The sequence below is a fragment of the Parasphingorhabdus sp. genome (assembly GCF_048269915.1).
Taxonomy (GTDB): domain Bacteria; phylum Pseudomonadota; class Alphaproteobacteria; order Sphingomonadales; family Sphingomonadaceae; genus Parasphingorhabdus.
This window is the reverse complement of the sequence record NZ_JBLWTY010000001.1, coordinates 487127-500204: the sequence shown is the minus strand read 5'-3', so window position 1 is coordinate 500204 and position 13078 is coordinate 487127. Positions and strand designations below refer to the sequence as shown.

At 56.9% G+C, this 13078-nt stretch carries 13 protein-coding genes; 9 read left to right on the top strand and 4 right to left on the bottom strand.

Features of this window, described 5'->3' with window-relative positions; all coding sequences use genetic code 11:
* The first annotated feature begins 2 nt into the window (after window positions 1-2).
* Together rplM and rpsI are read left to right on the top strand one after the other, a co-directional pair.
* Window positions 3-482 carry a 50S ribosomal protein L13 gene (rplM, locus tag ACN0WX_RS02305; RefSeq protein WP_417620659.1) on the top strand — a complete coding sequence of 160 codons (480 nt, stop codon included), beginning with the start codon at window positions 3-5 and terminating at the stop codon, window positions 480-482.
* A complete protein-coding gene (gene rpsI, locus ACN0WX_RS02300) occupies window positions 482-1015 on the top strand; it encodes a 30S ribosomal protein S9 (protein ID WP_417620658.1) in 534 nt (177 codons plus the stop codon). Before rplM ends, rpsI begins: the two co-directional genes overlap by 1 nt.
* A gap of 48 nt (window positions 1016-1063) precedes the next feature.
* On the opposite strand, the gene ACN0WX_RS02295 is transcribed toward rpsI, so the two are convergent.
* Window positions 1064-2401, bottom strand: coding sequence for a lipopolysaccharide biosynthesis protein (locus ACN0WX_RS02295; RefSeq protein ID WP_417620657.1), 1338 nt, complete (start codon window positions 2399-2401; stop codon window positions 1064-1066).
* A gap of 140 nt (window positions 2402-2541) precedes the next feature.
* Between ACN0WX_RS02295 and ACN0WX_RS02290 the strand changes: the two genes are divergently transcribed.
* Entirely contained in the window at window positions 2542-3345 is an 804-nt protein-coding gene (locus ACN0WX_RS02290) for an NTP transferase domain-containing protein (RefSeq protein ID WP_417620656.1), read from the top strand.
* A 6-nt stretch (window positions 3346-3351) separates the two neighbouring features.
* Here ACN0WX_RS02290 and ACN0WX_RS02285 read toward each other — a convergent pair whose 3' ends face one another.
* Complete coding sequence (locus ACN0WX_RS02285; protein WP_417620655.1) at window positions 3352-4782, bottom strand: hypothetical protein; 1431 nt, start codon at window positions 4780-4782, stop codon at window positions 3352-3354.
* Between the two features lie 194 nt (window positions 4783-4976).
* Between ACN0WX_RS02285 and ACN0WX_RS02280 the strand changes: the two genes are divergently transcribed.
* From ACN0WX_RS02280 to ACN0WX_RS02255, 6 genes are all read left to right on the top strand, one after another.
* A complete protein-coding gene (locus tag ACN0WX_RS02280) occupies window positions 4977-5984 on the top strand; it encodes a phosphoribosylglycinamide synthetase (RefSeq protein WP_417620654.1) in 1008 nt (335 codons plus the stop codon).
* Window positions 5985-6057: 73 nt separating this feature from the next.
* Window positions 6058-6942 carry an alpha/beta hydrolase gene (locus ACN0WX_RS02275; RefSeq protein WP_417620653.1) on the top strand — a complete coding sequence of 295 codons (885 nt, stop codon included), beginning with the start codon at window positions 6058-6060 and terminating at the stop codon, window positions 6940-6942.
* A 105-nt stretch (window positions 6943-7047) separates the two neighbouring features.
* A complete protein-coding gene (locus ACN0WX_RS02270; protein ID WP_417620652.1) occupies window positions 7048-7830 on the top strand; it encodes a succinate dehydrogenase iron-sulfur subunit in 783 nt (260 codons plus the stop codon).
* 16 nt (window positions 7831-7846) lie between these two features.
* Window positions 7847-8341: a PaaI family thioesterase gene (locus ACN0WX_RS02265; protein ID WP_417620651.1), complete on the top strand. Its 495-nt coding sequence runs from the start codon at window positions 7847-7849 to the stop codon at window positions 8339-8341.
* Complete coding sequence (gene zapE / locus ACN0WX_RS02260) at window positions 8338-9459, top strand: cell division protein ZapE (RefSeq protein ID WP_417620650.1); 1122 nt, start codon at window positions 8338-8340, stop codon at window positions 9457-9459. Before ACN0WX_RS02265 ends, zapE begins: the two co-directional genes overlap by 4 nt.
* A 10-nt stretch (window positions 9460-9469) precedes the next feature.
* Window positions 9470-10858 (top strand): M20/M25/M40 family metallo-hydrolase, encoded by a 1389-nt coding sequence (locus ACN0WX_RS02255; RefSeq protein ID WP_417620649.1) that lies wholly within the window; start codon window positions 9470-9472, stop codon window positions 10856-10858.
* Here ACN0WX_RS02255 and ACN0WX_RS02250 read toward each other — a convergent pair whose 3' ends face one another.
* A complete protein-coding gene (locus ACN0WX_RS02250; protein WP_417620648.1) occupies window positions 10859-11899 on the bottom strand; it encodes a phosphotransferase in 1041 nt (346 codons plus the stop codon). It lies immediately after the preceding gene.
* Window positions 11896-12990 (bottom strand): hypothetical protein, encoded by a 1095-nt coding sequence (locus ACN0WX_RS02245; RefSeq protein ID WP_417620647.1) that lies wholly within the window; start codon window positions 12988-12990, stop codon window positions 11896-11898. Before ACN0WX_RS02245 ends, ACN0WX_RS02250 begins: the two co-directional genes overlap by 4 nt.
* Window positions 12991-13078: the final 88 nt, after the last annotated feature.

The window sequence follows — 13078 nt, the reverse complement described above, 5'->3', positions numbered from 1 at the left end:
CCATGAAGGGTATCACCAAACAGACCCAGTCGGCGAAGCCTGCTGAAGTCGAAAAGAAATGGCATATCATTGATGCCGAAGATCTGGTCGTCGGCCGGATGGCATCAATCGTCGCCAATATTCTGCGCGGCAAGCACAAGCCCAGCTATACCCCGCACGTCGATTGCGGTGATCACGTCATCGTGATCAATGCCGAGAAGGTGAAGTTCACCGGCAACAAGACCAAGCAGAAAACCTATTACAAGCACTCCGGCTATCCCGGCGGCATCAGCGGTATCACTGCAGACAAGGTCCTTGAAGGCCGCTTTCCGGAGCGTGTGGTCGAAAAGGCTGTTGAACGGATGATCCCGAAAGGCCCGCTCGGCTTCGCCCAGATGCGTGCCCTGCATGTTTTCGCTGGTACCGAGCATCCCTATGCTGGCCAGAACCCGGTGACGCTCGACGTCGCTTCGATGAACCGCAAGAATAAGGTGGGTGCATAATGTCCGACGTAAAAACCGATCTCTCCGATTTGAAAGAAATCGCTGGTGCCGCTGTTGTCGACACACCAGCTGCGGCGGCAACGGATACTGTCGCCGTTGAACCGCCTGTTGAAACCATGCCCTTGCGCGAGCAGGAACTGGATCAATATGGCCGCGCCTATGCAACCGGTCGTCGTAAAGATGCCGTAGCGCGCGTATGGCTGAAGCCTGGCAAGGGCAAGATCACGGTCAATGGTCGCGATCAGGAAACCTATTTTGCGCGCCCCACCTTGCGTTTGGTGCTGAATCAGGTTTTTGCAATTACCGAGCGCGAAGGACAGTATGACGTTGAAGCCACGGTCAAGGGTGGCGGTCTCTCCGGCCAGGCTGGTGCAGTAAAGCACGGTATTTCGCAGGCATTGACCAAATATGAGCCAGCCTTGCGGTCTGCAGTGAAGGCAGAAGGCTTCCTCACCCGTGATAGCCGTAAGGTTGAGCGTAAGAAATATGGTAAGGCGAAAGCGCGCAAGAGCTTCCAGTTCTCCAAGCGTTAAGCACAGCCACATCACAATGCGAAAAAGGCGGCCTGCGGGTCGCCTTTTTTATGCCATGGGAGTTTTGGAAACTCGTTGCCGTGGTTTTATTATGGCGGCTCGGCTCAAGGCGAACAGGATTATGGCCGTCAAAATTGCCGAGACAAGCATTGCCCAACCGGCTCCGATTATGCCGAAACGGGGCAGCAGAATCACCATCAGTAGGCCGAGCGCAGCCAGTCCGCTGACTCTTGCGATCAGCGCGTGCTGCGCTCGCCCGGCAGCTTGCAACAGAGGCTCCAGGCCCAGCCCGGCCAGACTGATGATCGTTGCTGCGCCGAGCAGAAGCAATATCGGGAAAGCGGCGAGATAGTCAGGGCCTGAAATCAGGGCAATGATATATTTGCCGAATAATATCAGGCCGATAAACAGGACGCCGCCGCTGATCGCCGAAACTTTGAGAGAACGCCAGAACAGCGCACGCAAATCCCGCGACCGGCCGTGCGCGATCAACCGCGACAGTTCGGCAAACAGAGGACGGGCGAAAACCTCTGACAGGCGATTGAGGCTGTTTGCAAGCTGGTCGGCCAGCCGGAACAGGCCAGCGGCGGATACGCCAACGAAGAAACCCACGATTACGACAACCAGTCGTTCGCGCACTACACTGATCAGATAAGCGAGATTGGTGGACAACAGGAAAGTCAGATATTCTCTCCGGGTTGGAGGGGTGACGGGATCGGCGGATATATCCAGAGCCGAACGATCATTTTCGTGCCGACGCCACACCATCAGCCACATCACCACAAAGCTGACAAATTCGGAAAGGCCCCAGACAATCAGAAATCCGGTCATCGAAGCGGTGCTCAGCAACAGGACCGACGCGCCAGCAAATCGGACGATAGGAATAATGGCATCACCGAAAGCATTGCCGCCGAAACGATCCTGTGCGCGCAATATGCCGATCGGTGTAGACCGGATCGACAGGAACACGATCAATCCATAGCCCATGATTGACTGCTCGACGGGCTTGGTCCAACCGAATTGCGACGCGCCCAACGGCAATAGCAGCCACAAGGCGGCGCAAGCGGCGATCCCGCCGATCGACTCAACCCAGAAATTTTGTAGCGAGAGTTTGCGAAAGTTCCGATATTGCCCAGCCAGCAGATAGGGCACGCCAAATTGCACAACAGTCTGCCAGGTCTGCAGTTTCAATATCGCGGCCAGCACCTGGACCGCGCCGACAATGACCATGAATTCACCGAATCCGGCGACGCCCAATGTGCGGGTCAATATGGCCAGATAGAAAATGCTGAGGATCGCGCCGATGCCTTTGGCGGAAAACAGCCAGCTGCTGTTGCGAAACACCCGGACAAGCGAATCCTCGCTACGGGACCATCTGTTGAACATATTTCGCAACACAGTTTACACATTTTCCAATATATGATCCGGCGGTTGAGCCTTTCTTTATCGCAAAATCCAGTTATTTCTATCTCTGACTTGCACAGGCTCCTCTTGAAAAAAATCCGTGTGCCCGCCACAGCAGCAACATGGATAATAAATTTGATGTCATCTTGCTCGCCGCTCAGCGCACCGGCGTAGTCAACCCGCTCGCCGAAGCCCACGGCGTCAGTCACAAATGCCTGATACCGATTGCTGGCGAAATGCTGATCGTACGCACCTTGCAATCGGTGACGTCGCATCCGGGCTGCCGGGCGGTCCATATTTTGATCGAGCCCGATGGCGAGGCGGCAGTCCGGCCGGTTGCGGAAGAATTTGCCCGCGATGACCTGCCCATTCACTTCATCCGGTCAGACAGCAATATCGCTGAAAGCGTATTGCTGGGCTGTAAAAACGGATCCCCTCCGTTTGTTATCACAACCGCGGATAATGTGCTGATCAAGCATGATTGCATCGACCGGGCCGTGCGGAAATTGGGTGAAGGTGCTGATGCCGTCGCCGGATTGGCGAACAAGGATGATATTCGCGCGATTCATCCCTTGGCACAACGCGGATTCTATGAATTTCGCGACAATGGTTACGCCAATTGCAATCTATATGGAATTGCCAATGAGAATGCCCTGAAGGCAGCAGAGATTTTCCGCGAAGGTGGTCAGTTTATGAACAATCCGAAGCGATTGATCACTGCTTTCGGACTAGTGAACATCCTGCTCATGCGGTTCAAGTGGGTCACTATTGATGGCGCGTTTAAACGCATGTCGAAACGGTTCGGCATCACCATGCGCCGGGTGCCGCTCAGTGATGGGACGCAGGCAATTGATGTCGATAACGAGCGGACCTACAAGATTGTGGAAGCGATCCTGGAAGACAGGGTTGCGGATTTGAAATTGTGACCGGACTCAGGATTCCGTCGCCATGAACATGGAGTCGCGGGCTTCCTGGTAGGCGATTGCAATTGCCTCCATATCTGCATGCATTTTCCGGGCGAGCTCCGGGCCATCAAGCGTAGCAAATTTTACCATTTGCGGCATGGACAGGCCGAGCCGTAACGTACCGCCAAATCGCCCGCGGCCCCATTTGACGCAGCGCACGGGCTGCCCCAGCCGGATATTCTTGGTCACCATCGCTTTATGGATGCGGGTTGCGTCGTCAAAATCAAGGCTGTGTCCATCGCTGATATTGAGGGTCACCAAAGTGCGCATCTCCAGCGGATGCAGCCTGGCTTCATCTTTTTCCCCCGGCGGGTAACTGTGAACTTTTTCAGCACCTATCTGATCGCATAGCCACTGAGTGGCCGTGCGGAATTCATCCGTGATCCGAACGATTTCGGCAATATCAAGCAACTGAAAACGCTCGAGTTCGAAGAGCGATGCCTCCAGCCGTAACAGCAGCCCGGGATTGCTTTCGGCGCGAAGCCTGGCCTGTCCGGGCCAGCCAACCGGGAACTCGGCGCGCCGGAAAATATCGCAAAGCCCTGCCGGTATCGAGCCACAATGCGGCAGCATTTTCTCGGGCATAACGGCAAATCCGCTGAATGGCGGACCGCCCATGAATTTGGAGCCGGTGAGGAATACCATGATATCGCGGCGTAGGTAATCAGCGATAGCTTGCGAGGTGATACGCGCCTGACAGGCATCGACAACGAACGCGATGTCGGTGCCATATTTTTCTCGTAATGCATCGATTTCACCAAGATGCGGCAGGATCAATCCGGTCTTGGAGCCGTGCACGATATGGATCAGTGGTTTTTCTGAACGCGCAAGAGCGGCACTGATGACCGAGTCGATCTGTTTGGCAATCTGGCCGCTATTATATGCCACGCCTGCTTCATCGCGGACCGGAAATTCCCGTAGCGAAGTATCGCCCAGTCCGTCGACTGGCATGCCCGGTATCGTGGCAATGCCAAGCGCCGTTTCACCGCTGAAATAGTGGCCATGTGCACTATGGATACAACCGCTGCCGACCTCGTCCGAGCCGAGCAGAATATTGTGAACAGGGCGATTCTGTTCGCCACTCGCTGACAGGAGAGCGATATATTCCAGATCCGTGCCGGAAGGGGCAAAGGCGATCTGTGTCGATTCCGGAAGCGTATAAGCTGTCCGGATCTTGTTGCGCAGACTCTCCAGCCGTTCCCGATAAAATTCCGGCGAGGAAACCAGACTACCATGTTCGGCAAGCACTGATTCTACATGGGTGAAAGCCGACCTGCTAATGTCATTTGCCGTAGAACTGGCATAGGCAATGATATCGCGCGGCCAAGGGCTGCTGTGATAGCGATTGAGTCCGGAATCGGGATCCAGTTCAATACGGGCGTCGCCGCCACTGCTCATGGTCTGAGCCGATTGGGATTGTAACAGACTCAACAAAATTACTCGACCAGTTGCAAACAGCCGCAAGTATAGAAGGATTGGGCGAAAAGGGAAATTGCTTATTCAGAAAAATGTCCTATGTACGCAGCGATTTTCCAAGTTTTCGCAATTTGACACAGGTATATTTCCGTCCTGTGCAGCTGGAGCGTAGTGTTGTGACTGCAATTGCTGATCCATTAAAAATATCCGACCGTGCCAAAGAAGAGGTCCGCCTGCTGTTCATGGCGAAACATGCATTGGGCGATGGCAGCCTGCATGCGGAAGATGGCAATCATGCCATCTACCATCATGAGGTGCGCTCTATCCTGGAATCGCTGGGCCTCAACCTGATGCTTTCCAACAATTATGAAATATTATTCGAGCGGCCTGCAGCGGATTTTGTCTTTCCGCTTCTAAATCGTGGTGGGTTTTTGAATAGCGAAATGCTGATACCCTTGCTCTGCAAGCGTCTGGGCATTCCTTTTCTTGGTGCCTCTCCGATTTTGCGGGGCCTTTCAGATGACAAGCATCTTGCAAAACTTTCGGCCCGGGAACGGGGCTTGCCTACTGCGCCCTGGGCAATTTACCGCTGCGGTGCGCCGGTGGAAGAAAAAGATTGTCCGATGGCTGAACGGATGGTGGTCAAGCCCAATGCCAGTTCAGCAAGCTGGGGGATCCATGACGCTTCAGACTGGACAAGCGTCAGGCAGGCGGTGGCAGAGATTCATGACGAAGGGCATGATGCCATTGTCGAGCCTTTTCTGGTGGGCAGTGATGTCGAAGTTCCGGTTGTCACTATCAACGGCGAGCCGCAAATCATGCCCATGATGCTGTTCGAACAGGCGGACCCCAGCCATTTGCGGACCTACTGGGAAAAGCGCGACCTGGTCGAGCGTGGCCATAAATATCAGCTGGTTGACTTTGATCATGCAGAAATATGTCCGCAGATTGCCGAATTCACACGTCGGGCGATGATCGACTATCGGCCCTTTGATTATGGCCGTTTCGAATTTCGGGTAAATATGACCACCGGCGATATCCAGTTTCTGGAAGTCAATCTCAACTGCAACCTGTGGTCACAAAAAGTGTTCGGACGGTCGGCGCTACGCGCCGGATGGACGCAGGAGCAGTTGATCGAGACGATATTGGCCGAAGGCTACCGGCGTCACGGATTAATGGACTAAACCCGACCAGATTGCATTTTGCCATCGACTGGCGGCATTGCCAGCGCTTCGGCGGCTGGTTAAGGACCGGCTCATGAAATGGTTTTTTCTCATCGGCCTGCTGGTACTGGCTATCGCCGGTTTGGCTTGGTGGTTTTTCTCGCATCCTGGTCCGAAGCAGCTCGATATGGCCAATAATATCATCCCTGGTGACAATAATGCGAAGTTGCTGGTGCGGAATCATATCTATGATGATCTGCAAGGTCTGGGACTTGATATATGGACTCCGAAAAATGCTGTGCCCAACTCGCTTCCCGTGATCGTTTTCATTTATGGCGGCGGCTGGCGTGATGGAGCAAAGGACCATTATGCCTTCGCCGGTCGGGCACTGGCCAATCGCGGCTTTATGGTGGTGCTGCCGGACTATCGCTTGTTTCCCCACACCCGGTTTCCGGGTTTTCTGGAAGATAGCGCCAAGGCTGTTGCCTGGGTGCATGACAATATCGCCGCGCATGGCGGGGATGCAGGTCGGATATTCCTTTCGGGCCAGTCCGCCGGTGCCTATAACGCGATGATGCTGGCGCTCGACCGGCAGTGGCTGGGGCGGGAAGGCAAGTCACCCGACCTGATCCGGGGCGTGGCGGCGCTGGCCGGCCCCTATGATTTTTATCCGTTTGATTCGGAAACGACGAGGCAAAGCTTTGGCGAATATCACACACCGGAGATGACCCAGCCGGTCAATTTTGTCCGGCCCGATGCGCCGCCACTGTGGCTTTCCAGTGGCGCCAATGACACGCAAGTCAGGCCCCGTAACAGCAGGGTTTTGCGCGATAAAGTCCGGGCAGCAGGCGGCCATGCCGAATATGTCGAATATCCCGATATCGATCATCTTGAGATTATGATGGCGGTAGCCAAGCCGTTTCGTCACAAAGCCCCTGTACTGGACGATATGGTTGCATTTTTCGAGCGTCATAACTGATTGCATGATTTACAAGCCATGTGGTGGTTTTTTGCAGTGCAAAACGGTTGAGATAGCGGCATTTCTTGGTTATGCCGACGCACTGAACAAGGGAATCCGACAGACATGGCCACTTTCACGCTCCCCAAGAATAGCAAGATTCGCAAAACCGGCGAATTGCATCAAGCCCTGACTGGCGGGAAAAAGCGCCCGTTCAAAATCTATCGCTACGACCCGGACAAGGGCGAAAATCCGCGCTATGACACGTTCGAGATTGATCTCGACGAATGCGGCCCGATGGTGCTTGATGCGCTGATCAAGATGAAGTCCGAGCAGGATGCCACGCTCACTTTCCGGCGCTCCTGTCGCGAAGGCATCTGTGGTTCCTGTGCAATGAATATCAACGGCAAAAATGGTCTGGCCTGCACCACCGCGATCGAGGATTGCGGCAACAAGGTCACCATCACCCCGCTGCCGCATATGGAAGTGATCAAGGATCTTGTTCCTGACTTTACCCATTTCTACGCGCAATATGCCTCGATCCAGCCATGGCTGAAAACGGTTACGCCGACGCCATCGGGCAAGGAGCGGCTGCAATCGCCGGAAGACCGCAACAAATTGGATGGCCTTTATGAGTGCATCCTATGTGCGTGCTGCCAGACAAGCTGCCCGAGCTACTGGTGGAACAGCGACAAATTTCTGGGCCCTGCAATCCTGTTGCAAGCCTATCGCTGGCTCGCAGACAGCCGCGATGAAATGACTGGCGAACGGCTCGACGAACTGGAAGATCCGTTCCGGCTCTATCGCTGCCACACGATCATGAACTGTGCCAACGCCTGTCCCAAGGGCCTGTCCCCGGCCAAGGCGATCGCCGAGATCAAGAAGATGACCGCATCCCGCGAAATCTGACCGCCTGCAAATATTGATGGCCGAGTCCGAGCGTAATTTTATCATAAGCGATCCCGACCCCGACTATCCGGGCTGGCAGACATGGGCGCTGAACGATCCCGATTGCTATAACAGTTTTCTGGGCCGAATGATCGTTCGGCGCGGTGGCGATGGGCTGGGCGATGATATCGCGCGGGTCCGGATGTTTCCCGAACGCAAGCATCGTAATCTTGGCGATGTTGTCCATGGCGGGACGATGATGGGATTTATCGATTGTTCGCTGTTCGCGGCAATGCGGGTGCTGGAGATCGGCCCTTCCGGCTTTGCTGTTACGCTGGAATTGCAGACGCAGTTCCTGGGCGGTGCACGGATGACTGAGCCGCTCGAAGCGCGGGTCGAGATTACTCGCGAAACCGGTCGTTTCTTGTTCATGCGCGGACTGGTAGTGCAGGGCGAGAATGGGGACGACAATATGGCGTCCTTTACCGCGATCGTGAAAAAAGCGCCGAATCAGAAGATCGATTTACAATGAGTCTATTTTATCAGCGCTATCAGGCGCTGATCGCGCAGGGGGAATTGCAGCGCGATGCCGATCAGGAGGCTTGCGCACAACGCCTGGCCGTTCTGCAGGAAGAGCTCGAATCGGTGCCGCCGCGCGGCAGCATCTTGTGGCGCGCCTTCGGGAAAAAGCCGGCCGCGCCGCGCGGTATCTACATGTGGGGCGGAGTGGGACGCGGCAAGTCGATGCTGATGGACCTGTTTTACGAAAATCTCGATATTCACAGAAAAAAGCGCGCCCATTTCCATGAATTCATGCTGGATGTTCACGCCAGGATCCGCGAGGAACGCAAAAAGGAATTGGGAGACCCCATACTCCCGGTTGCCGCTGCCCTGGCCAGCGAAGCGCGGTTTCTGGCCTTTGATGAAATGGTGGTCAACAACAGCGCCGATGCGATGATCATGTCGCGACTGTTTACCGGACTGATCGAGGCCGGCGTGACGATCGTTACCACTTCCAACCGCCCGCCCGATGACCTGTACAAGGATGGTCTCAACCGGGAACATTTTTTGCCATTTATCGATCTGCTCAAGACGCGGCTGGACGTGATTTCGCTCAACGGTCCAACCGACTACCGGCGCGAGCGGCTGGGCGGTGTTGATCTGTGGCACGTGCCCAACGGCGAGGAGGCGACAAAGGCGCTGAGCAAAGCCTTTTTTCGTCTGACCGACTATCCGCCCGAGGACCGGGCGCATGTGCCTTCGGAGGAACTGGCGGTCCCGGGTGGCCGGACATTGCACGTCCCGAAATCCTTGAAGGGCGTTGCGGTATTCTCCTTCAAACGCCTGTGCGCCGAAGCGCGCGGTGCGCAGGATTATCTATCGATTGCGCGCCATTTTCATAGCGTCATCATCGTCGGCATCCCGCAATTGTCGAAAGAAAATCGCAACGAGGCGGCACGCTTTGTCACGCTGGTCGACGCGCTCTACGAATATCGGGTGAAGCTGCTGGCCAGCGCCGAGGCGGAGCCCGATGCCCTTTACCCCGAGGGGGATGGAAGTTTTGAATTTGAGCGGACTGCATCTCGGTTGATCGAGATGCAGTCCGAAGAATATCTTGCTTTGGGCCACGGTTCCGAAAGCCAGACTTAGGAGAGGCATTATGCGAAGGTTTTTTTGGAAGGGAATGGCCGCGTTGGCGTTTGTGATGGCAGGGGCCCAAGCGAGCCAGGCCGAAACGCCGGAGGCTGAAGCAAAGGGTCTGTTCAAACAGGTTGTCGAAATTCCCACCGTCGAAGGCCGTGGCGAAGTACCGCGCCTGGTCAAATTGCTGTCCAGCAAATTCAAAGCCGAGGGTCTGACCGACATTGTCGTCAAACCCCATGGTGAAACCGAGAGCATGATCCTGCGCTGGGCGGCTGAAGGGAAGGCCAAGGCCAAGCCGATACTTTTGATGGCGCATATGGATGTGGTCGAGGCAAAGCGTGCCGATTGGGAAGATGATCCGTTTATCTTCCGCGAGAAAGACGGTTATTATTGGGGCCGCGGGTCCGTGGACAACAAGGCGGGCATGACCGCAATTGTGATGAGCCTGATCCGCCTGAAACGCTCCGGCTTTAAACCGACGCGTGATCTGATCGTGCTGTTTACCGGCGATGAAGAGACGGCAGGCGATGGGTCGCGGCTGGCTGCGAGCGAGTGGATTGATCTGGTCCGCGCCGAATATGCGTTGAACAGCGACGCGGGCGGCGGCGGTTTTACCGATGACGGCATCCCGCTCGGATACGGCATGCAAACCGCAGAGAAAACCTATCGCACCTATAGTTTTACCGTTACCAACAAGGGCGGTCACAGCTCCAGGCCGCGGCCGGACAATGCGATTTATGAACTGGCCGCCGCCCTCACGCGGCTGGAAAAACATCGCTTCGAACCGATGCTCAACGAAACTACCCGCGGTTATTTTGCCGCCCGTGCGAAACAGGAACGGGGAGATTTGGGCGATGCCATGCGGCGCTGGCTGGCGGATGAAAGTGACGGCGAGGCCGCGGATATCATAGAGGCGGACCCCAAGGAAGTTGGTCTCACCCGTACGCGCTGCGTCGCCACGAAACTGACGGGCGGACATGCGGACAATGCGCTGCCGCAATTGGCCGAGGCGACGGTCAACTGCCGCATTTTTCCCGGCGTCGAGCCGGATGATGTCATGGCGGAACTGCAGGATATTGCCGGCGACGGTGTGACGGTCGCGCTCAGCGATTCCTTCGGTGCCTCCGCACCGGCGAGTCCCCTGCGCGCGGATGTTGTGGGCGCTTACAGCAACGCGATCCACAAACGCTTTCCCGATATGCCGATTGTACCCTCGATGTCGACCGGGGCGACCGATGGCGTGTTTTTCCGCGGCATCGGCATCCCGGTCTATGGCGTCAGTGGCGTCTGGCTCAAAATTCCCGAAGATGCCCGCGCGCACGGACTGGATGAACGTATTCCGGTGGAAAGTTTCCACATGAATATCGATGTCTGGGAAGACATGCTGCGGGAGCTTGCGGGCTAGTCAGAGCAAGCTCAGGCTGTCCAGGTCCAGGGCCATTTGTGCGGGTCTTTCGGCCATGGCGGCAAACATCTGGTCGCCGCGTTCGGTCTGCTCGACATGCAGCGAGGCGTTGATCGCCATGATGAAACCGGAAAAGGCATGGCGGCGATATTCCCGCCAGAATGCAGCGAAGGCCGGAGCGTCTGACCGGGCGGCAAGATAGTCTTCGACGAGCGATTGCTCGTGTCGACGGCGGTCGGCGGGATCGGCAAAACTGGTGCCGATCAGATAGGCGACATCATTGGCCGGGTTGCCGAGCGAGCAGGTCTGCCAGTCGACCAGCGCCGCAACCTGTCCGTCAGCGTGGAACAATATATTGTCGAGCCGCATGTCGCCATGGGTGATCGTCAGTTCGGGCGGTTCGTGCGCAACATATCGGCCTATCCGTTCGATCAGCTGCTGTCCGAGGTCCAGGATATCCGGTGACAGAAGCTTGCTGAACCGGTCGCGGAACAGCGGATAGCCTTGCGGGAGGGTGTTCTCCAGAAATGCGCTGTTGCCGGCGCCGTGATGGAGCCATTTATAGGCGTCAAACCCTCCCTCTGGCTGGATGTCGTGCAGCGCAGCGGCGGCGGCCAGTGTGGTTGCTACCTGCACCAGCGACGCACCGGCCAGCTGGTCACCCTGCGCGGCCGGGGCCATATCTTCCAGCAACAACACAAATTCCTGCTCGTCGCCGGCAATATCCGCATGATAGGACCGGGGACAGCAAACGCCGGAGCCGGTGGCCACGTCCCGATACCAGCCGACTTCCATATCGTAGAGATGAAAGATCGCGGCTGCACCCCGGCTGACCGGATCGGCGCTGGGGCATTTGGCGACAAAGCTTTCGGGCTGATTGCCTTCGGACCATTTGCAGGTGAAGCGGTAGCTGTCGCAGACCTGCCCGGTACCGACCGGCGCGTAGCTCAATGATCGAAGCGACCCGGAAGGCGCGCCGAAAACGGCTTCGATAAAGTCTTTCTCAAATTCCTCCGGGCGTACGGGCAGGGCGCGGCTCATGGAGCAGGGTCCATGATTCCGGTCAGGCCGCTGGTGGCGTGCGGGCCGATAAACAGCTGTTCGACGACACCGATCCCGCGATGCTCGTTGCCGTCTACCGTTAGCACCGTATCGCTGAGCGCCTGGATATGGATGGTGGTCATGTCGATCGCGGGTTCGGGGGCGAGCGCGATGATGTCATGCGCGACTTCCAGCTCCCCGTGGTCCATGCCATGTCCCCAGGCGGGATGCAGATAGCCGAGGCCGGACATGTAGAAAGTCACCGCATTCTCCCCGGTGCGCGGGGTTATGGACAGCGTGCCGTTGCCGGTTTCCAGCTGCACCTGCCTGATGCGGCGGGAGCCGGAGTGATAGCTGAGATCGATTGCTTCCGGCTCGAATTCCTGCGCTTCTCCGGCAATCGGGTCGACCACGCCGCGGCGGTTCCAGGGCTTGCCTTTGCCATCGTCATTGCTGTGGAAGAAGCCGCAATGGCCGTCGAAATTGAGCGGCGCCCAGAGCCACCAGAATTGCGGAAGGGCACCGGCTGGCGGCGGTTGCGACTCTGGCGCGCCGACCTGCCGGATGCCCCAGCTGCGGTCGCGGGTGCCGCGGCAGTCCGCGACGTTCAGGTCCTGACCGTCGACCGTGATCGTGCCGCTCCAGTCGCCATTTTGCGTCATTCTGGTATAGTCCATCAGCAGGCGCGGGCCTTCGCGGCGGATGAAGCGGGGTTCCTCGATCGGACTGTGGCGGGCGGTGAAGCTGATGTCCGCAGTGACTGGGCTGTCGTTGCCGGCCACGGTCAGCCGCAGTTTCTGTAGCGGTTCAACGATGCTCACGGTGATCGGGCCGACGGTCAGGTCAAGCCGTTCGCTGCCCATGCGTTTGGAGGCGCGCAGATTATGCTGCTTGCCGTCAATCGTCACGCAAAAGGCGGCGTCCATGATGTCGAGCTGGGGGTAGATGCCGAGGGCTGCGGCGAAGAAGATGCCGCCGTCTGCGCTATAGCCGTTGAAAAAATAGCGGTCATAGAAATTGCGGTTTCCGCCCGATAGCGCCATTGGCTCCGGTGTCTGGTGCAGCGGATAATCGTCGCCTTTTGTCAGCATATATTCTCTCCCAATTCGCCAACAGACTCCTCACCCGGTGAGGAGCTCTGGGGCCGAACTCGCGCCAGCCTCTCAGAATTCCGCATCG

Coding starts and splice junctions, on each gene's coding strand:
- rplM (WP_417620659.1), top strand. CDS start 3: ATGAAGGGTATCACCAAACAGACCCAGTCGGCGAAGCCTGCTGAAGTC.
- rpsI (WP_417620658.1), top strand. CDS start 482: ATGTCCGACGTAAAAACCGATCTCTCCGATTTGAAAGAAATCGCTGGT.
- ACN0WX_RS02295 (WP_417620657.1), bottom strand. CDS start 2,401: ATGTTCAACAGATGGTCCCGTAGCGAGGATTCGCTTGTCCGGGTGTTT.
- ACN0WX_RS02290 (WP_417620656.1), top strand. CDS start 2,542: ATGGATAATAAATTTGATGTCATCTTGCTCGCCGCTCAGCGCACCGGC.
- ACN0WX_RS02285 (WP_417620655.1), bottom strand. CDS start 4,782: ATGAGCAGTGGCGGCGACGCCCGTATTGAACTGGATCCCGATTCCGGA.
- ACN0WX_RS02275 (WP_417620653.1), top strand. CDS start 6,058: ATGAAATGGTTTTTTCTCATCGGCCTGCTGGTACTGGCTATCGCCGGT.
- ACN0WX_RS02270 (WP_417620652.1), top strand. CDS start 7,048: ATGGCCACTTTCACGCTCCCCAAGAATAGCAAGATTCGCAAAACCGGC.
- ACN0WX_RS02265 (WP_417620651.1), top strand. CDS start 7,847: ATGGCCGAGTCCGAGCGTAATTTTATCATAAGCGATCCCGACCCCGAC.
- zapE (WP_417620650.1), top strand. CDS start 8,338: ATGAGTCTATTTTATCAGCGCTATCAGGCGCTGATCGCGCAGGGGGAA.
- ACN0WX_RS02255 (WP_417620649.1), top strand. CDS start 9,470: ATGCGAAGGTTTTTTTGGAAGGGAATGGCCGCGTTGGCGTTTGTGATG.
- ACN0WX_RS02250 (WP_417620648.1), bottom strand. CDS start 11,899: ATGAGCCGCGCCCTGCCCGTACGCCCGGAGGAATTTGAGAAAGACTTT.
- ACN0WX_RS02245 (WP_417620647.1), bottom strand. CDS start 12,990: ATGCTGACAAAAGGCGACGATTATCCGCTGCACCAGACACCGGAGCCA.